A 26,289-nucleotide genomic window follows, 5' to 3' on the forward strand; every position below is an offset into this window, starting at 1 on the left:
ACGTCCCCATCTGGTGGTGTTTCTCGTTGGGATGTTCCGGTCGGCTCGGGGCCGATGGTGGAGCAGGTGGCGTGGCCGGAGTTCGGTGATGTGCCCGATTGTGGGGTGACGGAGGTGCGCACGTGTTACGACCCCAGCACGGGGGAGGTCACGATCGTGTGGCCCGTGGTCGACGGGGTCGACGAGGCTGACGGGGCTGAGGACGGTGAGGGTGAACCGGACTTCGTGGTGACCGCGACGCAGTTGGTCACGGCGGTGCGGGAGTATGCGCGGGTGCGAATCGCCCCGGCGCCGTTGATCCTGGAACCCGATCAGGACTGGCACCTGGTGAATCTGCCGGTGATTGCCCGTACCGAGCCGGTGGTGCAGGAGTTCTCGGTGGTGCTGCTGGGGCTACCGGTGCAGATCCGGGCGGAGCCGGTGTCGTATTCGTGGGACTTCGGGGACGGCTCGGCGGTGTTGAACACGACTGATCCCGGGGCGGGGTACCCGGATCAGACTATCGAGCATGCCTATGAGGCCGCGGGAGAGTACCAGATCACGTTGATCACATACTGGTCCGGCTCATTCCGGGTGGGTGATGGGGCCTGGATCGACATCGACGGTCTTGGCGTCACGGCCTCGACCTCCCCGGTATTGGATCTGCAGACCCGCACCACCCGCCTGGTCGGCTGACCCCGCGGGTTGACCTCGGATCGGTCCAACCCGGCCGGAGTTGCCTGCATGATCGGGTCGGCGAAGCCGGATGGACCAGCCCGGTCGGACCAGCCCGGCCAGACCGAGCCCGGCCAGACCGACCCGGCCGGGGCGACCTGCTCGCTACTCGAGTTCCGCCAGCACCGCGCCGACCCGTTCCAGCAGATCAGACTGCGCCTGCTCGGTCAGGGTGTCAGGCCGCTTGGGGTTCTCCAGATGCCGCACGAACCGGTCCAGGGCGGAGGTGGCCGGGTTGGTCCGGTCCGCCTCCAGGTGGCGCAGCGCCTGGTCGAGCGCATTCGTCAACTGGTGAGCGATCGGCCCGGCGATCTGGCCCTCATCCACGTAGGACTGGGTGCGCGACCGCAACTCGCGCACCTGCTCCACCGGGATCCCGCCGTCGTCCTCACCCACCGGGGGCAGCAGTTCGATCACCGTCGGGTCCAGGTTCGGGCCCAGACGCGCGCCGGTGTCGGCCGGTGCGGCGTCGGTCAACTCCAGCAGCCCGCCCATGTCGATACTGCCATCCGCGGCGATCTGCGGGCGGACAGCATCGAAGTCAAGGCTCACGAACCAACTTTCGTCCACCGCCGTACCGTCGACGTTGCGACCGTCGAAGTAGTTGCTCGGATCCGGCCGCAGTGTGTCCTCCTGGTTCACCAGCACGATGTCATCGACCTGCTGACCCCGGTAGGACAGCACCCCGGTGGCCTCGAAGTCGGTCTGCGATGCCGTGTTGGTGGTGAGTTGGACATTCATCCGGCCCAGGGAGTCCACCACGTGCCCGTTGTAGTAACTCGTCACATCGGCCACCCGTGGATCCGGCCCGGAGTTGGACGTGATGCCCTTGGCCAGGTTGTTGTAGGAGATCGAGTTGCGCAGCACGTGCGCGCCGGGCATGGACTCTCCGCCCAGTTTGAACCCGTTCCCTTCGCCCACCAGGGCGATCTCGTCGTCGTTCTCCAGCCACCCGTTGTTGAAAGTGACCGAGTCCTCGATGGTCACCACCCCGATCGAGCCAGTGGTGGAACGGGCATACAGATCCCAGCCGTCATCGATGTTGTGATAGGCGATGTTGTACCGGAACACGTTGCCCTCACCCACGGTCAGTTTCGCGGCGAACCCGTCGGCATCGTTGGCCAGCGGGTCGACGTTGTTGTGCGAGACGCTCGAGAGCACCAGGTTGTGCGAGGGCCACAGTTGCGGCGACTCCACCGAACTCCCCGAGATCTGGACCCCGGTATCTCCGTTGTGATGTGACTCGATCCGCTCGATGACGTTGTGGTGACCCGAGATCAGCAGCGGCTTCTGGTACCCCTGCGAACCGGTGATCTCCAGGTTGTACAGGTGCCAATGGTCCCCGCGCAGGTTGATCCCTCCCGAGGGTGACTCGGACAGGTCCAGCACCGCCCGGGCCCCGGGCTGGGACATCAGGGTGATCGGAGCGCCGGCCGTGCCGTTGTTTCCCCGGTCGATCACGATTGCACGGTCCGGGGTGTAGGTGCCCTCGGCCAGCACGATCTGCTGACCGGGCTGGGCGAAGCCGACCGCGGTGTGGATGTCCAGCGGGTCAGCGGGGCTCCCGGTGCCCTGTGCGGAACCGTTCGGGGCCACGTGGATCGCCTGACCGGGCTCGCCGTAGGAGGCCACGGTGAACCGCAGGTCCACATCGAGACGGTCGTAGGAACTCAACTCCTCGTACTCGGCCAACTGTGGCTGCTCGGCGGCCGGGGTGAGGTGTGCGACGAAGTCGTTCACACCGGCGGCCAGGTCCAGTTCCAGTATCTCGCGCTGCCCCGGTGCCACCTCGGTCACCTCGGTCACCGGCGCGCCCGCGGCATCGGTGATGACCACCTCGCCAGCCACGTTCGCCGTCACGGGCACCGCCACCTGGTGGTGCGGAGTGGTGCGGGTGCCATCGACGTTCAGCGACGGCGTGATGTACTCGATCGGCCGCTCCAGCGGGTCCTCATCGTCGTCGGGGTGGATCGTGGTGAGTTCGATGTCGCTGGCCCTCACCTGGATCCCACGGGTGCCGAACACCCCCACGTAGAAGGAGTCCTCGGACTGGGTCAGGACCAGGTCACGGTCGTAGTAGATGATCTCCTCGTACTCCTGCGCGGGTTCGTCGGTCTCGGGGTTGCCCACGAACGTGGCGCTGGCATGGAAGCCGGTGTTGGAGTAGCGCAGGGTGTACTCGAAGGTGTCCCCGGTGATGAACTTCGGCGGATTGACGTTGCTGCCCTCGGTCATGGCCTCCCGGAAGTCCCAGTCGAAGGGCTCCGAGGCGGTCATGTCCCGGTCCGCCGAGGCCACGGAGGGACCGTCGGTGTAGCCGGTCACGAACTTCCCGCCGGAGAGGCCGTAGCGGGACTGCACCGAGCCGCCGACGATGTCGTTGTACTTCGCCGCCATGGTCCCGGCGGAGTTGAAATACCGGGCCGAGGGGTTGTTCGGGACGAAGTCGTCGATGGCGATGATGCCGAATCCGGACTGGTTGTCCTTGCCCTCGGCGGCCTCGACGGTGAAGGTGGCGCTCAGGGTGAAGTTCTCCGTCGCCGGGTCGACCTCGGTGTAGTGGTACCAGAACCCGTCCTCGGAGTCGGCGATCTTGCCGTTGTTGCCGATGGCGTCGAAGAACACCGAGCCGTCCTCGGCCACGATCGCCTCACCACCGGAGCCGACCCCGGCGTGCGCGGTCAACCAGCGCTCGACGACGTCAGCCACCGTCACCTCGTAGGGGTCGGAGACGGTGGAGTCATCGCCGCGGACGGTCCTCACCTGCACCTCGTAGGCTGCCCCGGGTGTCAGGCCGGGGATCTCGGCCTCCGGTTCGGTGAGGCCGGCGGACGTCTCGGTGAAGTCGGTCTCACCACTGGCCCGGTAGGCCACGTCGTAATGCTCGGCCTCCGCCACCGGAGCCCACTCCACGGTCACCGTGGCAAGGCCATCGGTGATGTCGGTAGTCAGCGCCGAGTGGACCTGCGCGGTACCCAGCGGCAGCACGAACTCCGGTGCCGTGACCGGCTCCGAAACCTTGTCCTCCTCTCCGTCCCGGGACAGCACCACCTCTGCGGTGAAGGTGCCCGACGCCGGCGGGGTCAGCGCGATCTGCCCGCTCGCCCCCTCGGTGGCGCTCATCTCCTGCGCCACCACCGTTCCGCCGGCCTCGCTCAGCCTCGCAGTGGCAACGTCAGCGCCGTCCATGCCCACCTCGCCGTCGAAGGAGATCACCAAGTGCGTCGGGTCGTCGGTATCCGGGCCGACGTCGGTGATCACCGGGTCGGCCACCTCGGCCCAGGGGAGGCGTTCGGGCAGTTCGCCCTCGAGCACCTGCATCCGGTAGATATTGATGCCCGATCCGGTGGAGGCCAGGTAGTAGGAGCCCGCGTCCGGGACGACGACGGCGGCCGCCGGGATCTGCGCCCCCGGGTCTCCGTAGGCGGTCACGTGGGCAACCACTGCGTCCCCCGCGCCGTCGGAGCGGTGCAGGGCCAAGGTGCGGTCGGCGCTGGAGGAACCGGATAGGGCGTGCACGATCAAGGTGGACTCCTCCGCCACCTCGAAGTGCACCGAGCGGGTCTGTGCGCTACCCCCGCCGCGCAGTTCGAGCCGCTGGGTGAACTCGTGCCCGCCGGCTCCGGTGCGCGCGTGCGCGGTGACCTGCACGTTGGATCCCGGGCCGGCGGTCACGGTGAAGTTACCGACGGTGAGGTTCTCCTCGAAGGAGCCGGGTTCCATGTCGGAGGCGTTCAGCACGAAGTCATCGGATTGGCTGGGTGTAGGGCCGGTGTCGGCGTCGGTGGCCGATGCGCTGAGGGTCAGGCCGGTCACCGCCAGTGCGGTGGCAGCCACCGCGGCGATGGCCGAGCGGATCGGGGTTTTCATCGGTCTCCTCATTGAGTTCGGTGGGGCCGCCGGGCGGGGCGGACGACGACGGCGCCGTCCGCTCGAAGGCGTGGTGGTACGTGGCTGCGACGCGACGCGAGCCGAGCGGGTTCCAGCCGTCCGCATCGGTGCGGAAACGTTTACATCACGATGCTCACACAGTAACCAGCACCACGTTGGGCTGTCAATGCGTCGTTTTCCGGCCGGCTTCGGGCATTGCAGTGGCGTGATCGCCGACGGCGGAACCAGGTGGTGGCAATAGGTGGCAACGGGTTGCCATCCATCGCTCGGCTCAGCAGCATGGCACGCATGAGTGCCCCTGCCATGGAACTGCATCCAGATCGGCTCCTTCCCGCTGACGCCGGAGTCCGCCAGATCGCCCGGGAACTGTACGAGTCGGTCGCGGAGGCACCGATCATCTCCCCCCACGGTCATGTGCCTCCGCAGTGGTTGAGTGAGGACATCCCCTTCTCCGACCCCACCTCGCTGCTGATCACCCCGGACCACTACATCAACCGGCTGCTGCACGCCCGTGGTGTGTCGCTGGCCGATCTCGGTGTGGGCCGCGGGCCGTTGTCGGAGCAGGATGCCCGGGCGGCTTTCCGCGCCTTCTGCTCACACTGGCCGGCCTACCGCGGCACCCCGGTGCGGTACTGGCTCGAAGAGGAACTGATCGGGATCTTCGGCATCACCCAGCGCCCCAGCGCCGAGACCGCCGATGCGATCTATGACCAGATCGCGGCCAAACTCGCCACCGACGCCTTCCGTCCCCGTGCACTCTTCGATGCGTTCAACATCTCGATACTGGCCACTACCGACGATCCTTGCGATGACCTCGGTGCGCACCGCGCGCTCGCCGACGATCCCGGGTTCAGCGGCCGGGTGATCCCCACCTTCCGCCCGGACAAGTATCTGGACCCCTCGCTGGCGACCTGGAACGAGAGCATCGACGCGCTGGCCCGGGCAAGCGGGATCGATACCGGCGACTATGCGGGCTACATCGAGGCTCTGGAGAACCGCCGAGCCCACTTCAAGGACCACGGAGCGGTCTCCTCCGACCACGGGCACCTGGACGCCGGCACCGCGATCCTGCCCGATTCCGAGGTGAACCGGATCTACGCCGGCGCCCGCTCCGGGCAGGTCAGCAATGAGGACGCGCGCGCCTTCCGGTGGCACATGACGTCGGAGATGGCGCGGATGGCCTGCGACGACGGCCTGGTGATGACGCTGCACCCCGGTGTCCGCCGCAACCATCACACCCCGACCTTCGAGACCTACGGGCCCGACGTCGGCTGTGACATCCCCATCGCGATGGAGTTCACCGACTCTCTGCGTCCGCTGCTGGACGCCTACGGCACCCATCCGAACCTGAACCTGGTGCTGTTCACCATCGATGAGACCGTCTTTTCGCGCGAACTTGCCCCGCTGGCCGGGTTCTACCCCTCGGTCTACGTGGGCGTGCCCTGGTGGTTCATCGACGCCCCGGAGGCGATCCAGCGTTTCCGCAGCGCCGTCACCGAGACCGCCGGGTTCTCCCGGGTATCCGGCTTCATCGACGACACGCGCGCATTCTGCTCCATCCCGGCCCGGCACGACATGTCCCGCCGCCTGGACGCGGGGTACCTGGCCGGACTGGTAGCCCAACACCGCCTGGCATTGGACGAGGCCCACGAGACGATCACCGAGATGGTCGTCGACAACCCGACGAGGATCTTCAAACTGTGAACGAGGCAACCCCGCGGCTCACCCGCGCCCTGCTGGACGCACCCAGTGCGCCGGTCCGGATTGTGCACCTGGGGCTGGGCAACTTCCACCGCGCCCACCAGGCCTGGCACACCCACAAGGCGCCCGACGCGCATGACTGGGGAATCGCGGCCTTCACCGGCCGGCGCCCCGACATGGCGCGTGCCCTGGCCCCCCAGGACGGGCTGTACACCCTGATCACCCGGGACTCCGGTGGCGACACCTTCGACGTGGTCCGCTCCATCGTGGCGGTCCACGCCTCCGATGAGCACGAGGCGTTCCTGGGCTACCTGCGCCGGGCCGAGGTGGCGATCGTGACCATGACGCTCACCGAGCACGCCTACCTGCGCAACGGGGACGGTGGCCTGGACACCGGCCGCGCGGAGGTCACCGCCGACGTGGAGGCCCTTGAGAACGGCCGGCCCGTGCAGACCCTGCCCGGGCGGTTGCTCGCCGGCCTGCTGGCCCGCCGCTCGGCCGAAGCCGGCCCGATCGCGCTGCTGTCCTGTGACAACCTGCCCGACAACGGTGACGTGACCCGCCGCATCGTCACCGACCTGGCCCGCATCGCCGCGCCCGAAGCGCTGGACTGGATCGAGCGGAACGTGGACTTCGCCACCTCGATGGTGGACCGGATCACCCCGGCCACCACCGATGAGGACATCGCGCTGGTCGCGCGGGAACAAGGGTACGACGACGTCAGCCCGGTTCCGACCGAGCCGTTCAGTGAGTGGGTGGTCTCCGGGACGTTCCCGGCCGGGCGTCCCACCTGGGAGGCCGCCGGAGTGCAGTTGGCCTCGGACGTGGCACCGCACGAGCGCCGCAAACTGTGGTTGCTGAACGGCTCGCACTCACTGCTGGCCTACACCGCCCCGCTGCTGGGGCATCGCACCATCGATGAGGCGATCGCCGACGCACGTTGCCTGGAGTGGGTGAACACGTTCTGGGACGAGGCGCAGCGCAACCTCGGGCTCTCCGATGACCTGGTGGGCCAATACCGCCAGGATCTGCTGGATCGCTACGGCAACACCGGCGTGCGTCACCACCTGGCCCAGATCGCCTACGACGGCTCACAGAAACTGCCCGTGCGTACCCTGCCCACCGCGCTGGCCGAGCGTGAAGCGGGACGGCTGCCCGCCGGAGCGGCGACGACGTTGGCCGGGTGGGTGCTGCACCTGCGAGGTCAAGGCGCACCGGTGCAGGACGCCGGCGCCGGCCCGGCCCAGGAGGCCGCCGGGGCCGAGGACCTGACCGAGGCCGCGACCGGGGTGCTGAACACCCTGCGGGCCGGTCTCGGCCAGGACGCCGAACTGGTGAACGTGGTGGCCGAGCGGGTGCAGTATCTGCAGGGGCTGGTGGCCTAGCGCCTCGGTGGCCCCATGCCTGCGTGGCTCAACTCGCCAGCGGGTCCAGTCCCAGTTCGGCTGCCAGGTCGGAGGCGCTGATCGCTCCCGGCCGGGTGCCCGTCCGTGCTGCCTGGCGAGCCAGCGCCGCGATGGTGGTGTTCACGGGCGCGGCGAGGCCGTGCTCACGGGCGATCAGCGCGATCTGACCGTTGAGGTAGTCGGTCTCGATCGAGCCGGTGCCACGGGCCAGTGACTGCCAGGAGGACCCGCCCAGTTGATCGGGGTCGGTGCCGGGCACCTCACCCACGCCGAAGGAGGCCTGCCGCACGGCCGCCTCGTCGTCGTCGGACGCCACCTCGATGCCCGCGCCCGCGAGGACGGCCCGGGCCTCGGCCCGGGCCGCGTCGATGAGGTCGCCAGCATCGGCCGCCGGGCCCAGCACGGCCTGGAAGGCGTTGCCGATGTTGGACAGGAGTTTGTGGTACTTCCACGGCATCACGTCCGTGGGCAGTTCCACCCCCAGGCCCGATTCGCTCCAGTGCGTGCGGACCTGCTCCAGCAGGACGCGGTCGGCGGGCTCGGACCTGCTTGCCGGGTATCGGGAGATGTGCAGGATCCCCGACTGCGGGGTGCCGCGGGCGATGACCTCGCCCGGATGCAGGTGCACCGCGGGCAGCCAGACGCACACGCCGAAGACCCGGTCGAAGTACCGCAGCGCCATCCGCTCGCTGCTCACCCCGTTCAGGGCGGTCAGGATCGGCAGTCGTGCACCCGCCGGGGCGGTGTGCCCGCCGTCAGGGACCGGGGCATCGGCCCATTGGGACAGTGCGGCCACCGCCTGGTGCGTCTTGGTGGACAGCACCAGCACGTCATCGGGACGCAACTCGATGTCATCGGGCCCACCGATCGCGGTGACCGGTAGGCGGGTATCCAGGTCCGGGGTGCGCAGGCGCAACCCGTCCCGGCGCAGGGCCGCCAGATGCTCACCCCGGGCCACCAGCACCACCTGGTGCCCGCGATGTGCCAGCCGTCCTGCGATCGTCCCACCAACGGCTCCGGCGCCGATCACGACGTAACGCGTCATAGCCGCCGAGCCTACCGGGGCGCCGCGCCGGGGTGCGCGCGGAAGGGGACGGCGCGATGAGCATGACGTTCGATCGGGCCGAGCGTGCGTTGGGTACATCAATACATACGCATATACTTTGTCCAGCGCGCGGCACTCACGTTCGGCGGGGGCCGGGCCTACATCCGGGCGGTGTGGCAGTGACGGCCGCATCCTGAGGGGAGGTGGTGGCGATGAGCATCCGCACTGCTGCGGCGGCGTGGGAGGCGCTCTTTCGCGCCCAGGTGAGCATGATGCTGCGATTCGAGGAGTCCAAGGACTTCCAGCCACTGCGCTCCCGGGAGTACGACGTGCTGTTCAACCTGGCCAAACTGGGTGGGCGGGCCCGGCAGTGGGAACTCAACGCGAACCTGTTGATCTCCCAACCCAGTCTGTCCCGGATGGTGGGCCGGCTGCAGTCCGCCGGGTACGTGCGGCGCGAGGAGTCGCCGTCGGACGGCCGTGAGGTGCTCGTCGTGCTCACCGAGGCCGGTGCCGCGGTGCAGGCCGACATCGGCCGGCGGCACGTGCGCCATATCGCCGAGATCATCGACTCGGTCCTGACCGAGGCGGACCAGGCCGAACTCGCCCGTCTCGCCGGCGCGATCCAGGAGGCCGCTGCCAGCGGCTCCTACTTGGAGGCCGAGGAGTAGTGGCACACGCGCCCGCCGCGGCGCACTGACCGGCATATCGGTGCGGGTGCGCGCTGCGCTAGACTGAGCGCCATGTTCGGTACGGAGTTGCTTACCCAGCCGCGCTGACTTCAGCGGGCGCCTGCTGGCGCCGCATCAGCGCGGCCGACCTCCCCTGCTCGGGAGGTCGTTTCATGTCAGCCCCCCGATGCCGCCCACGGCGGCCCCCGACAAGGAATCACCGATGTCGCAGACGCAAGCCCAACCCGCACCCGGCGCCGAGGTGCCCCCGCACCGGTACACCGCCGCGCTGGCCGATGCCATCGAGAACCGCTGGCAGGACTACTGGGATCGAGAGGGCACCTTCCAGGCGGCCAATCCCACGGGCAACCTGGCCACCGGCGAGCCGGTCCCGGCCCAGAAGTTCTACGTGCTGGACATGTTCCCCTACCCCTCGGGCAAGGGCCTGCACGTGGGTCATCCGTTGGGGTATATCGCCACCGATGTACTGGCGCGCTACCGGCGGATGAACGGTGACAACGTCTTGCACGCCCTGGCCTACGACGCCTTCGGCCTGCCTGCGGAGCAGTTCGCGGTCCAGACCGGCCAGCATCCCCGGATCACCACCGAGGAGAACATCGCCACCATGCGCCGCCAGTTGCGGCGCCTGGGCCTGGGGCACGACCCACGCCGCACCTTCGCCACCACCGACCCGGGCTACGTGCGTTGGACCCAGTGGATCTTCCTGCAGATCTTCAACTCCTGGTTCGACGCCGAGGCCACCAACCCCGACGGCACCGAGGGTGCGGCGCGCCCGATCGAGGAGTTGCGCGCGCAGTTCGCCGACGGGACCCGGGCCACCCCGGAGGGTGGGGACTGGAACCGGATGAGCCCGGCCGAGCAGGAGCAGGTGCTGGCCGGCTTCCGTCTGGCTTACGTCGATGATGTTCCGGTGAACTGGTGCCCGGGGCTGGGCACCGTGCTGGCGAACGAGGAGGTCACCGCCGAGGGTCGCTCCGAGCGCGGCAACTTCCCGGTCTTCACTCGCAACCTGCGCCAGTGGATGATGCGGATCAGCGCCTACTCCGACCGGTTGATCGATGATCTGGACCGGCTGGACTGGCCCGAGAAGATCAAGGCGATGCAACGCAACTGGATCGGGCGCTCCACCGGGGCGAACGTGCGGTTCGCGCTGCCGTCGGGGCACGTGGAGGTCTTCACCACCCGGCCCGACACCCTGTTCGGGGCGACCTTCATGGTGCTGGCCCCGGAGCACCCGGCGCTGACGGACCTGATCCCGGCGCAGTGGCCGGAGGGAACCCGGAACTCCTGGACGGGCCGGGCGCCCACCCCGGCAGCCGCCGTCGAGCAGTACCGCGCCGCTGCCGCGGCCAAGACCGACGCCGAACGACAGGACGAGGGCCGGGTCAAGACCGGGGTGTTCACCGGTGTGTACGCCACGAACCCGGTGAACGGTGCCCAGATCCCGGTCTTCATCGCCGACTACGTGCTGATGGGGTACGGCACCGGGGCGATCATGGCGGTCCCCGGGGGGGACCAGCGCGACTACGAGTTCGCCGAGGCTTACGACCTGCCCGTGATTCCCACGGTGACCGCGCCGGAGGGCTTCGAGGGCGGTGCCTGGTCGGGGGAGGGGACAGTGATCAACTCCGCTGCCGAGGGCATCGACCTGAACGGCATGGACGTGGCCACCGCCAAGGAGACCATTATCGCCTGGCTGCAGAACCAGGGGATGGGCGCGGCGGCCACGACCTACCGGCTGCGGGACTGGCTGTTCTCCCGGCAGCGCTACTGGGGCGAGCCGTTCCCGGTGGTCTACGACGCCGACGGGCGGGTGATCGATCTGCCCGAATCGGCCCTGCCGGTGGAGTTGCCGGAGGTGCCGGACTTCTCCCCGCGCACCTATGCCGACGACGACGCCGACTCCGAGCCGGAGGCCCCGCTGAGCCGGGCCACCGACTGGGTCGAGGTGGAGTTGGACCTGGGCGATGGGCCGCGCACCTACCGGCGCGATACGAACACGATGCCGAACTGGGCGGGTTCGTGCTGGTACGAGTTGCGCTACCTGGATCCGGACAACACCGAGGCCTTCGCGGACCCGGCCAACGAGGCCTACTGGATGGGCCCGCGCACCGGCGCCGACGGCGGCCGCACCACCGGAGGGGCCGACCTGTACGTCGGGGGCGTGGAGCACGCCGTCCTGCACCTGCTGTACGCCCGGTTCTGGCACAAGGTGCTGTACGACCTGGGCCATGTGTCCTCGGCCGAGCCGTTCCACAAACTGTTCAACCAGGGCTACATCCAGGCCTACGCCTACACCGATGCACGCGGGGTGTACGTCCCGGCCGAGGACGTCACCGAACACGTCGACGCCCAGGGGGAGACGTACTGGACCTACCAGGGCGAGACGGTGCGGCGCGAGTACGGCAAGATGGGCAAGTCCCTGAAGAACATGGTCAGTCCCGATGAGATGTACGCCGAGTACGGCGCGGACACCTTCCGGGTGTATGAGATGTCGATGGGGCCGCTGGACCTCTCCCGCCCCTGGGAGACCCGCGCCGTGGTGGGCGCCCAGCGGTTCCTGCAGCGGCTGTGGCGCAACATCGTGGATGAGCGCACCGGGGAGGTCACCGTCTCCGATGCCGAGCCCGATGAGGCCACGCGCCGACTGGTGGCCCGCACCATCGCCGATGTCCGCACCGAGATGGACGCGATGCGCCCCAACACCGCGATCGCGCGGATGATCGTGCTGAACAACCACCTGACCGCCCTGGACCCGGTGCCGCGTGCCGCGGTGGAACCGTTGGTGCTGATGGTGGCCCCGGTGGCACCGCACCTGGCCGAGGAGCTGTGGCGGCGCATGGGGCACACCGGATCGGTGGCCCACCACCCCTTCCCGGTGGCCGATGAGGCGCTGCTGGTGGAGGAGCAGGTGACCTGTGTGGTGCAGGTGGCCGGTAAGGTGCGTGATCGGTTGCAGGTCTCACCCGAGATCAGCGAGGAGGACCTGAAGGCTGCAGCGCTGGCCTCCGAGGCGGTGCAGCAGCACTTGGACGGGCGCGGGGTCCGCAAGGTGATCGTGCGCGCGCCCAAACTGGTCAACGTCGTCCCGGGCTGACCGGCTCCGGCTGGGAGGGCTCCCGGTCCTGCTGACGTTGCATGGCGGCTTCACCCCGGTTGCGAGGCCACCACCGGTGGGTCAACGCGGACTGGCTGCGGTGTGAGCGGATCGATGGTGAACGTGATGCCATCGGGGGAGCGGTCAGCCCGGCGGGGTAGGTCTCATCGGCGGTATGGAGGGCGATGCGGCCGTGGTCGAAACCGTAGACCGCCCGGTCTCCGTGATCGGACAGGCACTGTGCCCCGAGCGCCTCGAACAGGCGTCGGTGGGCAGCCATCGAACCGGTGAATCGCACCGGTCGGGTGACGATCATCCGTCCTCCTCCCTCTGCTCGGTGCGCACGTAGGCGGTCAGTACCTGCTCCACCAGGGCGGACAGGCTCAACCCCTCGTCGATAGCCCGGTGCTTGACCGCCCGGACCAGGTCCGGCGGCAGGTAGACGTTGAACTGAGTCTTGGTCATATCAATAGGATGCTAGCAACGCCTGCGGAAGACGGTCAAGCGGTGGCTGTTCACGGGATGGTGATGTGTCGGTGGGTGGCCGAGCGCTGTTGGCCGCGGAGTTCGGTGTCAGGACCAGAGCAATGGGCAGGTCCACAGGAACGCGGCCTGATCGGTGATGTCCACAGGGTCGCTGGGCTCGTGGATGGTGCGCCGGCCGGTCGTCCTAGCCTCGGTCCATGACCGATGCCAGCCGGCGGCTGCGTCTGGTGACGGAGGCCGCGCACGCCACCGGTGGTGCCATGGCGCCGCACGAGCCCGGGGCGGTGGCCCCTCCGGAGGCGGCGCCGGCCGGCGCGGGTGCCGGCCAGATCGGCGCTGAAATGCCGGACGAGCAACCAGGCCGCACGGCCTGGTCCACCCGCACCGATGGCGCCCGCGGGAACAGATGGGGTACCCCGGTGTTGTTGTCGGTGCGGATCGGAGTGGTGGTTCTGCTGCTCGCCGTGGCCGCCACCGTCACTATCGTCCTCACCCGGCCGAGCGCGCCCGCGCATCAACCGGAGTGGGCCCGGCCGGAGCCGCCGGCGGACTGGACGGGAGCAGGGGCGCCGGGCGATGACGTCGGCGCCGGAGGGCCCGCGTCCGACGGGGCAGACTCCGCCGGCCCGGCTCCCGGGGAACCCGAGCCGAGCGGGACCGACGCGACGAGCCCGGATGCCGGAGACCCGGGGTTGGCTGTGGTCATCGTGCACGTGGCCGGCGCCGTGCGCGAGCCCGGCATCGTCGAGCTGCCCGACACGGCCCGTGTCCACGATGCGCTCACCGCGGCCGGTGGTTCCACAGCGGAGGCGGACCTGGCTGCGTTGAACCTGGCCGCGGCCGTGGTGGATGGCCAACAGGTGTACGTGCCGGTGGTCGGGGAGGAGGTCAGGGCGGGTGCCGGGGGTCGTGATGCGCCACCTGCTCCAGCCGGAAGCGGTGAGCACGGTGGTGGCGAGGCGGCTGCGGTGGTGAACCTGAACTCGGCCGGCTCGGCCGAGTTGCAGACGCTCCCGGGCATCGGGCCGGCGATGGCCGAACGCATCCTGGCCCACCGTGACGAGCACGGCCCGTTCGGCAGCGTGGAGGAGTTGCGGGCGGTGTCCGGGATCGGCCCGGCCACCATGGAGCGCCTGCGGGACCTGGTCATCGTGTGAGCGAGCGATGAGCAGTGCGTCCTCGGCGTGGATGGACCGGGCGCCGGTCGACCTGCGGCTGCTGCCCGGTGCCCTGGTGACCTGGGTCGGCTGCTGGTGGGTGCTCGGCCAACAGCCCCTTGCTGGTGCCGTCCTGTCCGGCCTCCTGCTGCTCATGTCCCTGCTGTGCGGCGTGCGGCTGTCGCGGTCGCGACCGGGTCGACACCGCCGGGAACGACGTGACCGGGTGACCGCCACGGTCCTGCTCACCGGCGTCGTGGCCGGGTCGGTGCTGGGGGTGGCGACGGTCCGGGCCACCGAGCGCAGCGCCGTCATCACCGGCCATCCCGCGGAGGTCACGGCGATCGTGCAACCGACCGCCGAGCCACAACGCATGGCCTCGGAGCGGTCCGAGCGGTACCGGGTGCCCGCACGCCTGTTCGGCGTGCTCCACGATGCCGAACGTGCACGTGACCTGCCGGTGCTGCTGCTCACCGACGCCGGGTGGCGCGACGTCCCGGTGGGCACCACCTGGTGGGTACGGGCGAGGGTGGTTCCGACCGGCGCGGGCGACTCGGCTGCGGCACTGCTCGTCGTGACCTCCGGCGCCCATCAGCACGGTCCCGCGGCCTGGCATCACCGTGCCGTGAACCGGCTGCGCAGCGGTCTGGTCTCGGTCAGCGCCGGCCTGGCCCCGCAGGCCCGCGGCCTGGTGCCGGGGATCGCTCTGGGGGATACCAGGGCGATGCCGCCGGTGCTGGGGGAGGACCTGCGCACGGTGTCCCTCACCCACATCACCGCGGTCTCCGGCATGCACGTGGCGATCGTGCTCGGGTCGGTGCTGTTGTGCCTGTGGTGGGCGCCGGTCTGGGTGCGCGTGGGCGTGGGCGGGGTCGTCCTGCTCGGCTTCGTCGCCCTGGTCTACCCCTCCGGCAGTGTGCTGCGCGCCGGCACGATGGGAGCGGTGCTGCTGCTCGGACTCGCCACCGGACGACCACGTGCGAGCATCCCGGCACTGCTGGCCACCGTGATCGTGCTCCTCGGCCTGGATCCCTGGCTGTCCCGGGACTTCGGATTCACCCTGTCCGTGGTGGCCACCTCCGGGCTGCTCGCCCTGGCAGCCCCGATCGCCCGCAGGCTGGGCGGGGTGTGCCCGCCCCAGGTCGCCATGGCCGCCGCGGTGCCGGCCGCTGCGCAATTGGTGTGCGCCCCGGTGATCCTGTTCCTCGCACCCGGACTGCCCACCCACGGGGTGCTGGCGAACGTGCTGGCCACCCCGGCGGTGCCACCGGCCACCTTGCTGGGGGTGCTGGCTACGCTCTGTCAGCCGTTCTGGCCCGCCGGGGCGCAATCCCTGGCCCAGGCGGCGGCGTGGTTCACCGCATGGATCGCGACCGTGGCGACCACCACGGCGGGTCTTCCGTTGGCCACCCTGCCCTGGCCGGAGGGCACCGGCGGTGCGGTGCTGGTGAGCGCCGGACTCCTGGCCGCGACGCTGTGGTGGCGTACCCGGGGCCGGTAGTCAGCAGTCGCGCACCGTGAGCCTGCGACAAGTCGTGGCTGAGCCGGACCGGTGCTCAGCCGTGGCGCGCCTGCGCCACGGTCAGGACGGCCCGCTCGACGGCGAACTCGGGATCCCGGCCGGCCCCCTTGACCTGCGCGTCGGCGTCGGCGACAGCCGCGATCGCCGTCGCCAGGCCCTCCGGGGTCCAGCCGCGCAACTCCCGGCGGGCCCGGTCCAGTTGCCAGGGCGCCAGCCCCAGTTCCGCCGCGGTGGCGCCCCGGCTCCGGCCGGCGGCCACCTTGGCCAGCGTGCGGACCTTCATCGCCAACGCGGCCACCAGCAGCACCGGGTCCACCCCCGTGGACAGGGCGTGGCGCAACAGGGTCACCGCAGCGGTGCCATCGCCGGCGATCGCGGTATCGGCCACCCGGAAGCCGGTCGCCTCCACCCGCCCCCCGTAGTAACGGTCCACGACATCCGGCGTGATCGAACCGGCGGTGTCCGCGATCAGTTGACGTGCCGCCGCAGCAAGCTCCCGAAGATCGGACCCGACCGCCTCCACCAACGTCTGTACGGCCGCAGAGGTCGCCCGGCGGCCAGCATCACGGAACTCCTCGGCCACGAAGGCGGCCTTGTCCGCATCGCGCTTGATCGGATCACACTGCACCACCGGGTAGCGCGCGGCGACGGCGTCCAGCAGTTTCTTGCCACGGTTCCCCTTGGCGTGCCGCAGCACCAGGGTGACGTCTTCGACCTGGTCACCGGCTCGGTCCAGATAGGCCAGCCCATCGGTGATGAAGGCGTCGCTGGCCGATTCCACAGCGGTGACGACGATGTGGCGCGGTTCGGCGAACAAGGAGGGTGAGGCCACCATGTCCAGTTGCCCGGACTCGTAGGTGTCCGCCTCCAGCACAGTCTGCTCCACCTGCGGGCTGCCACCGGCGGCGGCGTGCTCACGGACCAGACCGGCGATGCGCTCCAGGGCCCGGTCGGCCAGAACCGACTCCGCGCCACGCACCAGCACCACCGGGGCCAACGGCGCCTGCTTCCAGGTGAGTGCTTCGGATGCGGATCGACGACGGGGAGGGGCCACGGCACAAGCCTGCCATGAAGCGCTGACACCGCCGAACCGGGCGGTCACCGACCCGAGACCGACGCGACCGATACGGTCGGACGATGACGACGATCTGGCACCTGGCCGAGCCCGAGTACTGGCAAGCCGCGCAGGAGTCGGGCTGGTACGACCGATCGACCCGCGGCGCCACGCTGGACCAGGTCGGCTTCGTGCACTGCTCGTCGCCGGACCAACTCGCCCGCGTGGTCGAGGCCGGGTACGCCGACGTCAGCGGGGACTTCCTGGTGCTGGAAGTGGACCGGGCAGGGCTGGACCGGGCCGGTTCACCGGTGCGCTATGAGCCCGGGGACCCCGACGATCCGGCGTCGGAGTTGTTTCCGCACGTCTACGGCCCGATCCCGGTCACGGCGGTGGTCCGCATGATTCCGGCGCGCATCGATCGCGGCCGGCTGCACCTGGCCCCGGCCGGGTCGGGGGAGTCAGCCGGGCCCGTTGCCGGGTGAGGGCATGCCAACGGCGCCGCCGGCGAAGAGCCGGGCGGCGCCGTGGTTCGTTGGTGCTTGGTGGCGCCGCGTCAGAGCGCGGCGACCTGCTTGGCCAGCGCCGACTTGCGGTTCGCGGCCTGGTTGGCGTGAATGACGCCCTTGCTGGCGGCCTTGTCCAACTTCCGGCTCGCGGACTTCAGCGCGTCACCGGCAGCGTTCTTGTCGCCGTCGCTGATGGCCTGACGAACCCGACGCACGTGCGTCTTCAGTTCGGACTTGACGGCCTTGTTGCGCAGCCGCGCCTTCTCGTTGGTGCGGTTGCGCTTGATCTGGGACTTGATGTTTGCCACGTGTTGACTCTCTTGTGCGTTCGCTCGCGCGATCTCAATCTGGTCTGTGAGGGCTTTTCATGTGCCGGCACGTCGGCGTAGGGATGCCGTGCCGTACCTGCCTGGAGTGGCGCTGCGCTGCGAGGTGTGACCACGCCACCGCTGAACCTCAGCGATCGACCGCGCCGAACTCAAGGAACCAGGTTACCGCATCGGGAGCCGATCGCACGATCCGCCCGCCTGTGCGGTGCCTCACCGCTCGGGCCGGTGCCGGTCAGGTCCTCGCTCAGTCGTCCTCCACGCGCAGGATCTCGCCATCAGCGACGTTGATGTACACCTCCACGTCGTCGGTGAAGGTCACCTCCCACGCGAAGATGCCGCCGTCCTCATCATCGAGTTTCACGTCGTCGATCGATCCGGTGCCGTGCTCGGCTGCGATCTCGATGGCCTCGGAGATCGTGATGGTCGCCGCGTCCAGACCTGCGCGGTCCTTGTCGTCCAGGCTGCCCTCGCGCTCGCTCTCCAGCACCTCGGTGCCGTCGGGGCTGACCAGGACCTCGATCTCATCCGACTCCGAGGCGACGTAGATCTCCCAGTTGCCACCGTCGGCGTCGTCGACTTCGAAGGCGGTGCCGCCCGTCTCGGACTCGGCCAGGTCGATCGCGGCCAGCACCCCGGCGTGGTCACCGCCGGCGCCTCCGGTGGGCTCCTCGGTCGCGGTCTCCGTGGACTCCTCGTCGGTGCCTTCGGCGTCGTCGGTGGGCTCGTCGGTCGGCTCGTCGTCGGCCGGTGGAGCCTCAGTGGTGTCCACCGGCTCCAGGGACTCGTCCTCGGCGTCGCCGCAACCGGCCAGGAGCAGGAGTGCCGCCGTGCCGAGGGCGAGGCCGCGGGTGATCGGTCGTCGTGGAGTCATGACGCCAGGATGCGACAGTCACGCACGATTTGCCCGTTGAAGGAGAAGTCCCTCACCTGCGTCTCATCGTGGTCTCATCGACCAGAAACGCCACTGGCCCCGCCTTCACCCGCGATGATCACCCAAGGGGTCGCGCAGCAACGGTTCGAAGACGGCTTCGGCGGCACCGATGTGAATCCGCTCGGAGCCGAGGGTGCCGCGGCGTATCTGCACCGCAGCCAGTGGCGGCATGAGTTGATCGCGCACCATCGAGGTCAACTGGCGCGGCGCCACGTCGAACAGGGTGGCCAGGAAGCCGCCCAGGAGCACCAGATCCGGGGCGAAGGCGTTCACACTGTTGCGGATGCCGGTGGCCAGGAAGCCGATCTGCCGCGCCACCTCGGGCAGCTCGATCCCGCCGGCCGCGTTGAGCACCTCTGCCAACTCGGAGGCCCGCGAACCCTCCGGGAGGTCCTGGTCGGGCAGAGCGCCGCGAAGGCGGGCCAGGTTCACCTCCGTCTCGAGGCACCCGACGGCTCCGCAATGGCACCGGACCCCCTCGGAGTTGACCATCAGGTGGCCGAGTTCGGGTAAGTAGGCGCCGCTGTCGGCCCGGGCGGATTCCGGGGCGCCCAGTTCCACGGGTGCGCCCGGCTCGCCCGGGAGGTCAGCACCGCCCCGCGCACCGGCCCTGCCCAGCCGGACTCCCGAACCGATGCCGCCGGAGCCGCCGTGCAGGTACACCAGTGTGCCAGCGCCGCGCCCGGCGCCGAATATCGCCTCGGCGTCGGTGCCCAGGGTCGCGTCGTTGCCGGCCCAGGTGGGCAGGCCGGTGCCCGCGCGCATCAGTTCCGCGATCGGCACGTCCCGCCACGGCAGGTGCGGGGCCATGTGCACGAACCCGTCCCGGGCGCGCACCAGCCCGGGAACCGCCATTCCGATGCCGAGCGGGCTCACCCGGCCCGGGTCCAGCGCGAACTCATCGATGATCTGCGCGGTCAGGGCCACCGTCTGTTCCGGGGTGGGCGGCGCCGCGACCGCGCGCCGGATGCGCTGGGTCACCTTGCCGGTCAGGCTCACCACGGCCACATCGAGTGCGTCGGCGTCGGGGTACACCGTGATCGCCGCGATGCCCGGCGCGGCGTGGATGAGGGGGCTGGGCCGCCCGACCGCTCTGCCCGGGGCGGGTTTGCCGGCCACCACCCGGCCGTGGTCGGACAACTCGGCCAGCAGCACCCCGACGGTGGAGCGGTTCAGGCCCGTCGCCCGGGTCAGGTCTGCCCGGGACAGGGGCCCGCGGGTGTGCACCAGGCGCATCAGGGTAGAAAGGTTGATCCGGCGCACGGGCAGGCTGCCGGTGGCGCCGGGACGCCGCGCGGTGGTAGCGGTGGGGGCCGGACCGTTCGCGGACGAGACCGGCTCGTCCGGATCCGTGCCCCGCGGCCCGTCGGTTCCGTTGCCGGATGCTCCCGACGCCTGGGCACCCGGGGGCGTGGGATCCTCGAGGGCCACGCGCACCTCCGCGTCTAGTCGGTCAGGACCTACCGGTTCGGAACCGGCCGGCCAGATCTGTCGCTCAGGCTACCCGCACCGCCGCACACCTGATAGGTTGTGGTCAACAACAAAAGCCTCAGGAAGGAACCGCAATGGCGCTGCCCACCCCCACCAAAGAAGACAAGTTCTCCTTCGGACTGTGGACGATCGGATGGACCGGCACTGACCCCTTCGGTGGTCCGACCCGTCCGGACCTGGACGTGGTGGAGGCGGTGGAGAAACTCGCCTCCTACGGCGCGTACGGGATGACCTTCCATGACGATGACCTGTTCGCCTTCGGCTCCACCGACGCCGAGCGGCAGAAGCAGATCGACCGCCTGAAGGAGGCGCTGGCTGCCACGGGGCTGGTGATCCCGATGGTCACCACGAACCTGTTCAGCGCCCCGGTGTTCAAGGATGGCGGCCTCACCAACAACGACCGTGAGGTGCGTCGTTACGCCCTGCGCAAGGTGCTGCGCAACATCGACCTGGCCGCCGAGCTCGGCGCGCAGACCTATGTGCTGTGGGGCGGGCGCGAGGGCGCCGAGTACGACGCCGCCAAGGACGTGCAGTCGGCGATGGCGCGTTACCGGGAGGGGATGAACCTGCTGACCTCCTACGTGCAGGAGCAGGGCTATGACATCCGCTTCGCGTTGGAGCCCAAGCCGAACGAGCCTCGCGGTGACATCCTGCTGCCCACCCTGGGGCACGCGATGGCCTTCATCGCCACCCTGGAACACCCCGACCTGGTCGGGATCAACCCCGAGGTGGGTCACGAGCAGATGGCCGGTCTGAACTTCACCGCCGGTGTCGCTCAGGCCCTGGACCACGGCAAACTCTTCCACATCGACCTCAACGGCCAGCGCAGCATCAAGTACGACCAGGACCTGGTCTTCGCCCACGGCGACCTGTACAACGCCTTCTCCCTGGTGGACCTGCTGGAGAACGGTTCGCCGGACGGGGGCCAGGCCTACACCGGGCCGCGCCACTTCGACTACAAGCCGTCCAGGACCGAGGACTACACCGGCGTGTGGGACTCGGTGCGGGCGAACATGGTCAACTACCTGATCCTGAAGGAGCGCGCCACCGCCTTCCGCGCCGACCCGGAGGTCGCCGAGGCGCTGGCGCAGGCCAAGGTCAACGAGCTGGCCACACCGACGCTGGGGCAGGGGGAGTCCGTCCAGGACCTCCTGACCGATGCCAGTGCCTGGGAGAACTTCGACGCCGACGCCTACTTCGGTGGCCGTGGCGCCGGGTTCGTGCGGCTGCAGCAGCTCGTCACCGAGCACCTGCTCGGCGCGCGCTGAGGTCGTGATGAGCCGGCGCCGACTCGTGGCCGGGGTGGACTCCTCCACCCAGTCCTGCAAGGTGGTGATCCGAGACGCCGACGACGGGACCCTGGTCCGGCAGGGCCGCGCCACCCATCCCGACGGCACCGAGGTGGACCCCGAGGCCTGGTGGCAGGCGCTGCTGGCCGCGGTGGCCGACGCCGGTGGGCTGGCCGACGTGGCCGCGATCTCGGTGGGTGCCCAGCAGCACGGCATGGTCGCCCTGGATGCGGGCGGCCGGGTGATCCGGGACGCGCTGCTGTGGAACGACACCCGCAGCGCCGGGGCCGCGGCCGACCTGACCGAGGAGGTCGGCGCGGCCGAGTTCGCGCGCCGCACGGGATTGGTGCCGGTGGCCTCCTTCACCATCACCAAACTGCGCTGGCTGGCCGATGCCGAGCCCGAGAACGCCGCCCGGGTGGCGGCGGTGGCGCTGCCCCACGACTGGCTCACCTGGCGGCTGCGCGGATTCGGGCCGGACAACCCGGACCTTGGCGCGCTGACCACCGACCACTCCGACGCCTCCGGCACCGGGTACGTCACCCCGGCCGGGGACTACGACCTCGACCTGCTCTCCCGGGCGCTGCGCCGGGACGCCTCCGAGGTGGTACTGCCCCGGATCGCGGCGGCCGGGGAGGCGGTGGGCGTCACCGCCGGTCACGAACCGATCCCCGAGGGGCTCACCGTGGGACCCGGGTGCGGAGACAATGCCGGCTCGGCGCTGGGGCTGGGGGCTCGTACCGGTGATGTGATCGTCTCGATCGGCACCTCCGGGGTGGTCTGCGCGGTCTCGGACACCGTCGCAGACGATGCCACCGGCACCGTGGCCGGGTTCGCCGACGCCGCCGGCGCCTACCTGCCGCTGATCGCCACGATGAACGCCGCCCGGGTGCTGGACGTGATCGCCAGTTTGCTCGACGTCGGCTATGAAGGGCTCGGGCGACTGGCCCTGGCGGCCCCGCCCGGCTCCCACGGCTTGGTGCTGCGCCCCTACTTCGAGGGTGAGCGCACCCCGAACCTGCCCGATGCCACGGCCACCCTGTACGGGATGACGCCGGCCTCCACCACCCGCCAGTGCATGGCCAGGGCAGCGGTGGAGGGCCTGCTGTGCGGGTTGGCCGACGGGATCGACGCCGTACGCGGCCAGGGCGTGGACGCCCGGCGGGTGAAACTCATCGGGGGCGCGGCCCAGAACCCGGCGGTGCAGGTCGTAGCCGCCCAGGTACTCGGGCTGCCGGTATCGGTGCCCGAACCTGGGGAGTACGTGGCCACCGGTGCCGCTGTCCAGGCGGCCTGGTCCCTGACCGGCGACCGCCAGACCTGGCAGGTGCAGGAGGAGCACGTCAGTGGTGTAGCGGCCGAACCGCTGATCCGTCGCCAGTACGCGGCCACCCCGGTCCAACCTCGATGAGGGTGGGTTCCGGGCGCGGGCGCGTGCGGACCCGGATGAGTGCGCCGGCGTGGATTGGGGTGCCGGCCTGACCGGCGGCGATCCGGTGGTGGGGCCGACCGGGCCGCGCGAACGGCGCGAGCGCGCTACCGTCGAAACCATGGCAGATCTGTTCGACGGCTACCCCGACGGCACGGCCTGGGATGAGATGTTCGAGGACGGCTTGCAGGTGCGCAAGCCCTACCGGCACGTGCACGACACCGTGGGTGCGCTGGACGCCGAGGAGTTGCGCCGGCGCGCCGACACCCTGGCCCGCTCCTACCTGAACCAGGGCGTCACCTTCGACGTCGGCGGTGTGGAACGGCCCTTCCCCCTGGACGCGGTGCCCCGGGTGATCGATGCCGCCGAGTGGGACCACCTGGCTCCCGGGATCGCCCAGCGGGTCCGCGCCCTGGAGGCGCTGCTGGATGACATCTACAACGATCAGCGTGCCGTCACCGACGGAGTCATCCCGCGCCGGCTGATCGTCTCCTCGGCGCACTTCCACCGCGCCGCCCGCGGGATCCAGCCTGCCAACGGAGTGCGTGTGCACGTCGCCGGCATCGACGTGGTGCGTGATGCGGCGACCGGGTGGCGGGTGCTGGAGGACAACGCCCGGGTGCCCTCCGGGGTCAGTTACGTGCTCTCCAACCGGCGCGCGATGGCACAGACCTTCCCCGAGTTGTTCGCGCGGATGCGGATCAACCAGGTCGCCGATTACCCCCGCCGGCTACTGGCCGCGCTGTCCGCCGCCGCCCCGGCCGGGGCGGAGGACCCGGTGGTGGTGGTGCTGACCCCGGGGGTGTACAACAGCGCCTACTTCGAGCACTCCCTGCTGGCCCGCCTGATGGGTGTGGAGCTGGTGGAGGGCCGGGACCTGTACTGCGCCGGGGACAAGGTGTACATGCGCACCACCGGGGGCCGCCGGCGGGTGGATGTGATCTACCGCCGCATCGACGACGACTTCGTGGATCCGGTGACCTTCCGGCCCGACTCCATGCTGGGTGTGCCGGGGTTGATGGGCGCGGCCCGCGCCGGCAGCGTCACCATCGCCAACGCGGTAGGCACCGGGGTGGCCGACGACAAACTCGTCTACACCTACATTCCCGACCTGATCCGGTACTACCTCGGCGAAGAGGTGCTGCTGCCCAACGTGGACACCTGGCGGCTGGAGGAACCCGAGGCACTGGCCGAGGTGCTGGACCGCCTGGACGAGCTGGTGGTCAAACCGGTCGACGGCTCCGGCGGCAAGGGCATCCTGATCGGACCCGACGCCGACGCGGCGGAACTGGACGCCGCCCGCAGGCAACTGCAGGCCGACCCGCGCGGCTGGATCGCCCAGCCGGTGGTGCAGTTGTCCACGGTGCCCACCCTGGCAAGTGACGCCCTGCGCCCGCGCCACGTGGATCTGCGCCCGTTCGCGGTCAACGACGGGACTGACGTGTGGGTCCTGCCCGGCGGGCTCACCCGGGTGGCCCTGGCCGAAGGGCAGCTGGTGGTCAACTCCTCCCAGGGCGGTGGGTCGAAGGACACCTGGGTGCTGGGTGAGCAGCGCCCCCTGGCCCGCACCTCCGACCTACCGGAGTGGACCCGGTCCGACTCCCAGCCCGCGCCCCCGGGGGTGGCACGGGACGCCAATCCGACCGACGGCTTCCTGACCGCTCAGGCCCGACAGCAACAACAGACGTCGGATGCGCCCGGTGCTCGCTCGTTCCCGCTGGCGACAGAGGTGGGTGGCTGATGCTCTCCCGGATCGCTGAGTCCCTGTTCTGGATCGGGCGGTACGTCGAGCGCGCCGACGACACCTCCCGGATCGTGGACGCCTATTTGCAGCACCTGCTCGAGGACGCCTGGATCGATGACGACCTGGCGCTGCGCTCACTGCTGGGGGTGATGGGCCTGGAAGCAGGCGAGTCCCAGGTCACCCGCTTCGACGTGCTCTCCAGGCTGGCCTACGACCAGGCCTCACCCAGTTCCTGCGCCGGTGCCCTGGCCGCGGCCCGGGAGAATGCCCGCCGGGCCCGGGACTCCCTCTCCTCGGAGTTGTGGGAGGCCCTGAACTCCACCTGGAACGCACTCCCGCAGATGATCGGGACCTCCACCTCCCATCAGTTCTTCAGCTGGGTGCGCGAGCGGGCGGCGGTGGTGGGTGGTATCACCGACGCGGCCACCCGGCGCGATGAGACCTTCCAGTTCTTCCTCCTCGGACGCAGCATCGAACGGGCCGACATGACCGCGCGGCTGATCAGTACCCGAGCGGTGGCCGGGCCGTCCGCGCCGGACTGGACCACCCTGCTGCGCTCCTGCGGGGCCTACGAGGTGTTCCTGCGCACCTACCGGGGCCGTGACTCCGACTCCCTGGCCGCGGAGTTCCTGCTGTTGGACCGGCTCTTCCCGCGCTCGGTGCTGTACGCCCTGGAGACCGCCGAGCGGTGCCTCGCCCGGCTGGACACCAGCGAGGTGCACCACCGCAGCGAGGCCGACGCCCGCCGCACCCTGGGCCGGGTGCGCTCAGACCTGGAGTACCAGCCGCTGCTGGCACTGCTGCACAACCTGCCCGAGCAGATGCAGCGCGTCCAGCAGGGGTGTTCGGAGGCCAGCGACGCCATCCGGGTGAAGTTCTTCCCCTCGGCAACCGACGATGAGTGGATCGGAGGGCAACTGTGAGTTCCCAGGCTCCGGCACCTACCTCGACCAGGACCACCTTGTTGATCGAGCACCGCACCACGATCACGTATGAGCGGGCCGTCACCGCCTCCTACAACGAGGTGCGGATGCGGCCGCTGACCCTGCCCGGGCAGACCGTGCTGGAGACCGACATCGCGGCCGACCCGTGCACCTTCCGGTCGGAGTACCGGGACTACTTCGGCACCGCGGTGCTCAGTTTCGAGGCGCTCACCCCGCACACCGAACTGGGCGTGCTGGCCCGGGCGCGGGTCGAGCTCAGCCCCCTGCAGGGCCGCTCGGGCGGAGCCGGCTGGGAGACCTTGAGGGCGCCGGACCTGCAGGACCGGATGACGGAGTTCCTGATGTCCACCCCGAGCACCAGGATCCCGGAGGATCTGCAGGCCCTGGCCACCGACGCGGCCGGGACCGCCGCCCCGGGGGCGGCGGCGGAGGCAGTCTGCCTGGCGCTGCGGGAGCAGATGGAGTACGTCACCGGGGTCACCGGGGTGCACACCTGGGCCGCGGAGGCCTGGGCCGAGCGCAAGGGTGTGTGCCAGGATCTGGCGCACCTGGCCGCGGGCGCGCTGCGCCACCTGGGCATCCCCACCCGGTACGTGTCCGGCTACCTGCACCCCTCCGCCGAGACCGCTCGGGTAGGGGAGACGGTGGCCGCGGAGTCACACGCCTGGGTGGAGTACTGGTGCGGGGACTGGTTCGGGTTCGACCCCACCAACTCCATCCCCACCGGGCCCCACCACGTGATCGTGGGCCGGGGCCGGGAGTACGACGACGTGGCGCCGCTGCGGGGTGTGGTGGCCGGCGGTGGTGCCTCGAGTCAGCAGGTGCAGGTGCACATCACCATCGAGGGGTGACCCGGCC

General features: G+C 70.1%; 21 protein-coding genes. 13 read left to right on the top strand and 8 right to left on the bottom strand.

Translation table 11 applies throughout. The features are described 5' to 3' along the window. Positions 1-54: 54 nt before the first annotated feature. Positions 55-675 (top strand): PKD domain-containing protein, encoded by a 621-nt coding sequence (locus ACPL7H_RS04785; protein ID WP_424795950.1) that lies wholly within the window; start codon positions 55-57, stop codon positions 673-675. 144 nt (positions 676-819) lie between these two features. On the opposite strand, the gene ACPL7H_RS04790 is transcribed toward ACPL7H_RS04785, so the two are convergent. After that, on the bottom strand, positions 820-4,584 hold the full coding sequence (locus tag ACPL7H_RS04790) for an FIMAH domain-containing protein (protein WP_424795951.1): 3,765 nt from the start codon (positions 4,582-4,584) through the stop codon (positions 820-822). Between the two features lie 309 nt (positions 4,585-4,893). On the opposite strand from ACPL7H_RS04790, the gene uxaC reads away from it, so the two are divergent. Further along, a complete protein-coding gene (gene uxaC, locus ACPL7H_RS04795; RefSeq protein WP_424795952.1) occupies positions 4,894-6,309 on the top strand; it encodes a glucuronate isomerase in 1,416 nt (471 codons plus the stop codon). Continuing rightward, positions 6,306-7,691, top strand: coding sequence for a mannitol dehydrogenase family protein (locus ACPL7H_RS04800; protein ID WP_424795953.1), 1,386 nt, complete (start codon positions 6,306-6,308; stop codon positions 7,689-7,691). Before uxaC ends, ACPL7H_RS04800 begins: the two co-directional genes overlap by 4 nt. A 28-nt stretch (positions 7,692-7,719) precedes the next feature. Here ACPL7H_RS04800 and ACPL7H_RS04805 read toward each other — a convergent pair whose 3' ends face one another. After that, the gene (locus ACPL7H_RS04805; RefSeq protein ID WP_424795954.1) at positions 7,720-8,757 is read right to left on the bottom strand and encodes a ketopantoate reductase family protein; all 1,038 of its coding nucleotides are present in this window, start codon (positions 8,755-8,757) and stop codon (positions 7,720-7,722) included. A gap of 212 nt (positions 8,758-8,969) precedes the next feature. Between ACPL7H_RS04805 and ACPL7H_RS04810 the strand changes: the two genes are divergently transcribed. Both ACPL7H_RS04810 and leuS read left to right on the top strand, forming a co-directional pair. After that, positions 8,970-9,428: a MarR family winged helix-turn-helix transcriptional regulator gene (locus tag ACPL7H_RS04810; protein WP_424795955.1), complete on the top strand. Its 459-nt coding sequence runs from the start codon at positions 8,970-8,972 to the stop codon at positions 9,426-9,428. A gap of 223 nt (positions 9,429-9,651) precedes the next feature. Further along, positions 9,652-12,546, top strand: a complete 2,895-nt coding sequence (gene leuS, locus ACPL7H_RS04815; RefSeq protein WP_424795956.1) for a leucine--tRNA ligase — start codon at positions 9,652-9,654, stop codon at positions 12,544-12,546. Here leuS and ACPL7H_RS04820 read toward each other — a convergent pair. After that, positions 12,527-12,862: a hypothetical protein gene (locus ACPL7H_RS04820; RefSeq protein ID WP_424795957.1), complete on the bottom strand. Its 336-nt coding sequence runs from the start codon at positions 12,860-12,862 to the stop codon at positions 12,527-12,529. The genes leuS and ACPL7H_RS04820 overlap by 20 nt on opposite strands. Then, positions 12,859-13,011 (bottom strand): CopG family transcriptional regulator, encoded by a 153-nt coding sequence (locus ACPL7H_RS04825; protein WP_424786221.1) that lies wholly within the window; start codon positions 13,009-13,011, stop codon positions 12,859-12,861. Before ACPL7H_RS04825 ends, ACPL7H_RS04820 begins: the two co-directional genes overlap by 4 nt. Before the next feature lie 218 nt (positions 13,012-13,229). Between ACPL7H_RS04825 and ACPL7H_RS04830 the strand changes: the two genes are divergently transcribed. Continuing rightward, on the top strand, positions 13,230-14,189 hold the full coding sequence (locus tag ACPL7H_RS04830) for a helix-hairpin-helix domain-containing protein (protein WP_424795958.1): 960 nt from the start codon (positions 13,230-13,232) through the stop codon (positions 14,187-14,189). A 7-nt stretch (positions 14,190-14,196) separates the two neighbouring features. After that, a complete protein-coding gene (locus tag ACPL7H_RS04835; RefSeq protein WP_424795959.1) occupies positions 14,197-15,690 on the top strand; it encodes a ComEC/Rec2 family competence protein in 1,494 nt (497 codons plus the stop codon). Positions 15,691-15,745: 55 nt separating this feature from the next. Here the strand turns inward: ACPL7H_RS04835 and holA are convergent, their stop codons facing one another. Next, positions 15,746-16,765: a DNA polymerase III subunit delta gene (gene holA, locus ACPL7H_RS04840; RefSeq protein ID WP_424786218.1), complete on the bottom strand. Its 1,020-nt coding sequence runs from the start codon at positions 16,763-16,765 to the stop codon at positions 15,746-15,748. Between the two features lie 83 nt (positions 16,766-16,848). On the opposite strand from holA, the gene ACPL7H_RS04845 reads away from it, so the two are divergent. Continuing rightward, positions 16,849-17,250, top strand: a complete 402-nt coding sequence (locus tag ACPL7H_RS04845) for a DUF952 domain-containing protein (protein ID WP_424795960.1) — start codon at positions 16,849-16,851, stop codon at positions 17,248-17,250. A 71-nt stretch (positions 17,251-17,321) separates the two neighbouring features. Here the strand turns inward: ACPL7H_RS04845 and rpsT are convergent, their stop codons facing one another. From rpsT to ACPL7H_RS04860, 3 genes are all read right to left on the bottom strand, one after another. Continuing rightward, positions 17,322-17,582: a 30S ribosomal protein S20 gene (rpsT, locus tag ACPL7H_RS04850; protein ID WP_424786216.1), complete on the bottom strand. Its 261-nt coding sequence runs from the start codon at positions 17,580-17,582 to the stop codon at positions 17,322-17,324. 265 nt (positions 17,583-17,847) lie between these two features. Beyond that, positions 17,848-18,474 carry a PepSY domain-containing protein gene (locus ACPL7H_RS04855; protein WP_424795961.1) on the bottom strand — a complete coding sequence of 209 codons (627 nt, stop codon included), beginning with the start codon at positions 18,472-18,474 and terminating at the stop codon, positions 17,848-17,850. A 105-nt stretch (positions 18,475-18,579) separates the two neighbouring features. Next, complete coding sequence (locus ACPL7H_RS04860; RefSeq protein ID WP_424795962.1) at positions 18,580-19,965, bottom strand: ROK family protein; 1,386 nt, start codon at positions 19,963-19,965, stop codon at positions 18,580-18,582. Between the two features lie 134 nt (positions 19,966-20,099). Here ACPL7H_RS04860 and xylA point away from each other — a divergent pair, with 134 nt between their 5' ends. The 5 genes from xylA to ACPL7H_RS04885 all read left to right on the top strand — a co-directional run bounded on the left by xylA (position 20,100) and on the right by ACPL7H_RS04885 (position 26,282). Next, positions 20,100-21,293 (top strand): xylose isomerase, encoded by a 1,194-nt coding sequence (xylA, locus tag ACPL7H_RS04865; RefSeq protein ID WP_424795963.1) that lies wholly within the window; start codon positions 20,100-20,102, stop codon positions 21,291-21,293. Positions 21,294-21,300: 7 nt separating this feature from the next. Continuing rightward, positions 21,301-22,725, top strand: a complete 1,425-nt coding sequence (locus tag ACPL7H_RS04870; RefSeq protein WP_424795964.1) for a xylulokinase — start codon at positions 21,301-21,303, stop codon at positions 22,723-22,725. 139 nt (positions 22,726-22,864) lie between these two features. Beyond that, a complete protein-coding gene (locus ACPL7H_RS04875; RefSeq protein WP_424795965.1) occupies positions 22,865-24,484 on the top strand; it encodes a circularly permuted type 2 ATP-grasp protein in 1,620 nt (539 codons plus the stop codon). Beyond that, positions 24,484-25,410, top strand: coding sequence for an alpha-E domain-containing protein (locus ACPL7H_RS04880; RefSeq protein ID WP_424795966.1), 927 nt, complete (start codon positions 24,484-24,486; stop codon positions 25,408-25,410). The genes ACPL7H_RS04875 and ACPL7H_RS04880 overlap by 1 nt, the downstream gene beginning before the upstream one ends. Further along, the gene (locus ACPL7H_RS04885) at positions 25,407-26,282 is read left to right on the top strand and encodes a transglutaminase family protein (RefSeq protein ID WP_424795967.1); all 876 of its coding nucleotides are present in this window, start codon (positions 25,407-25,409) and stop codon (positions 26,280-26,282) included. The genes ACPL7H_RS04880 and ACPL7H_RS04885 overlap by 4 nt, the downstream gene beginning before the upstream one ends. Positions 26,283-26,289 lie beyond the last annotated feature (7 nt).

This window comes from Pseudactinotalea sp. Z1732 (assembly GCF_049724975.1).
In the GTDB taxonomy this organism is placed as follows: Bacteria; Actinomycetota; Actinomycetes; order Actinomycetales; family Beutenbergiaceae; genus CALKWS01.

Excerpts from the sequence above, each read along its gene's own strand:
- ACPL7H_RS04785 (WP_424795950.1), top strand. The coding sequence starts at position 55 with ATGGTGGAGCAGGTGGCGTGGCCGGAGTTCGGTGATGTGCCCGATTGT.
- ACPL7H_RS04790 (WP_424795951.1), bottom strand. The coding sequence starts at position 4,584 with ATGAAAACCCCGATCCGCTCGGCCATCGCCGCGGTGGCTGCCACCGCA.
- uxaC (WP_424795952.1), top strand. The coding sequence starts at position 4,894 with ATGAGTGCCCCTGCCATGGAACTGCATCCAGATCGGCTCCTTCCCGCT.
- ACPL7H_RS04805 (WP_424795954.1), bottom strand. The coding sequence starts at position 8,757 with ATGACGCGTTACGTCGTGATCGGCGCCGGAGCCGTTGGTGGGACGATC.
- ACPL7H_RS04810 (WP_424795955.1), top strand. The coding sequence starts at position 8,970 with ATGAGCATCCGCACTGCTGCGGCGGCGTGGGAGGCGCTCTTTCGCGCC.
- leuS (WP_424795956.1), top strand. The coding sequence starts at position 9,652 with ATGTCGCAGACGCAAGCCCAACCCGCACCCGGCGCCGAGGTGCCCCCG.
- ACPL7H_RS04820 (WP_424795957.1), bottom strand. The coding sequence starts at position 12,862 with ATGATCGTCACCCGACCGGTGCGATTCACCGGTTCGATGGCTGCCCAC.
- ACPL7H_RS04825 (WP_424786221.1), bottom strand. The coding sequence starts at position 13,011 with ATGACCAAGACTCAGTTCAACGTCTACCTGCCGCCGGACCTGGTCCGG.
- ACPL7H_RS04830 (WP_424795958.1), top strand. The coding sequence starts at position 13,230 with ATGACCGATGCCAGCCGGCGGCTGCGTCTGGTGACGGAGGCCGCGCAC.
- ACPL7H_RS04835 (WP_424795959.1), top strand. The coding sequence starts at position 14,197 with ATGAGCAGTGCGTCCTCGGCGTGGATGGACCGGGCGCCGGTCGACCTG.
- ACPL7H_RS04845 (WP_424795960.1), top strand. The coding sequence starts at position 16,849 with ATGACGACGATCTGGCACCTGGCCGAGCCCGAGTACTGGCAAGCCGCG.
- ACPL7H_RS04855 (WP_424795961.1), bottom strand. The coding sequence starts at position 18,474 with ATGACTCCACGACGACCGATCACCCGCGGCCTCGCCCTCGGCACGGCG.
- xylA (WP_424795963.1), top strand. The coding sequence starts at position 20,100 with ATGGCGCTGCCCACCCCCACCAAAGAAGACAAGTTCTCCTTCGGACTG.
- ACPL7H_RS04870 (WP_424795964.1), top strand. The coding sequence starts at position 21,301 with ATGAGCCGGCGCCGACTCGTGGCCGGGGTGGACTCCTCCACCCAGTCC.
- ACPL7H_RS04875 (WP_424795965.1), top strand. The coding sequence starts at position 22,865 with ATGGCAGATCTGTTCGACGGCTACCCCGACGGCACGGCCTGGGATGAG.
- ACPL7H_RS04880 (WP_424795966.1), top strand. The coding sequence starts at position 24,484 with ATGCTCTCCCGGATCGCTGAGTCCCTGTTCTGGATCGGGCGGTACGTC.